This is a genomic window from Micromonospora sp. CPCC 205739 (assembly GCF_036906795.1).
GTDB lineage: Bacteria > Actinomycetota > Actinomycetes > Mycobacteriales > Micromonosporaceae > Micromonospora.
Window position 1 is genome coordinate 1 of sequence record NZ_JBAKHS010000061.1, and the last position, 780, is coordinate 780.

Sequence of the window (780 nt, forward strand, 5' to 3'; positions counted from 1 at the left end):
CACGGGCGATTGGCGCAGTGGGAGCGCGCTTCCTTGACACGGAAGAGGTCACTGGTTCAAACCCAGTATCGCCCACCAGGATGACGAGGCTGGTCACCGGAGTTCCGGTGGCCAGCCTTTTCCGTTGCCGGCCTGCGGTGTCACCCGCCCGCTTCCGGTCGCTGCGCTGCTGGGGCCGCTGCGTGCCAGCCCACGAGGGTCACCCGACGAAAGGGCGCCGGCCACCCGAGGGCGACCGGCGCTCCCGCCGTACGTCGTGCGCCGGACCGTTCAGCTCCGTCGGCCGGTGGTGGTGCCTGTTACAGCGGCGGGGCGATGTCCCGACGCTCCTCCACCCGCCGGTACTCCACCGGCTCGGGCTCGGTCGTGGTGACCACCTGGCGGCGGCGACCCCAGACCAGGGCGGTCATGATGAGGCCGAGCAGGCCGGCCGCCATCAGGATCCAGCCGACCACGTCGAGGTTGACGCCGCCGACGCTCGCGTCCAGGGCGAAGGTCAGGATCGCGCCCGCGGCGAGCAGGAAGATACTCGTTCCGATACCCACGACAGCCTCCTTCAGGGGGATGTGGTGTGCTGTCGCGGCAATCAGTACCCCGTCGGTGACCAGCGCAATCACCCGCCCCGAAGCGAGCGGGTGGGGCGGCGGAGCCGGCGATCTTGCCATCGGGTAGAGTTCAACCCGTCGCCGGGGAGACCGGGCGGCACGCGGACGTAGCGCAGCTGGTAGCGCATCACCTTGCCAAGGTGAGGGTCGCGGGTTCGAATCCCGTCGTCCGCTC

General features: G+C 70.1%; 1 protein-coding gene and 2 tRNA genes. 2 read left to right on the forward strand and 1 reads right to left on the reverse strand.

All coding sequences use genetic code 11. The annotated features are described in order from the left end of the window. The first annotated feature begins 3 nt into the window (after nt 1–3). A tRNA-Val gene (locus V6U88_RS30165) sits at nt 4–78 on the forward strand. 221 nt (nt 79–299) lie between these two features. Here the strand turns inward: V6U88_RS30165 and V6U88_RS30170 are convergent. Beyond that, nucleotides 300–545 (reverse strand): DUF6458 family protein, encoded by a 246-nt coding sequence (locus V6U88_RS30170; RefSeq protein ID WP_334458299.1) that lies wholly within the window; start codon nt 543–545, stop codon nt 300–302. 161 nt (nt 546–706) lie between these two features. Between V6U88_RS30170 and V6U88_RS30175 the strand changes: the two genes are divergently transcribed. Then, nucleotides 707–779 (forward strand) — tRNA-Gly (locus V6U88_RS30175). The last annotated feature ends 1 nt before the right edge of the window (nt 780 follow it).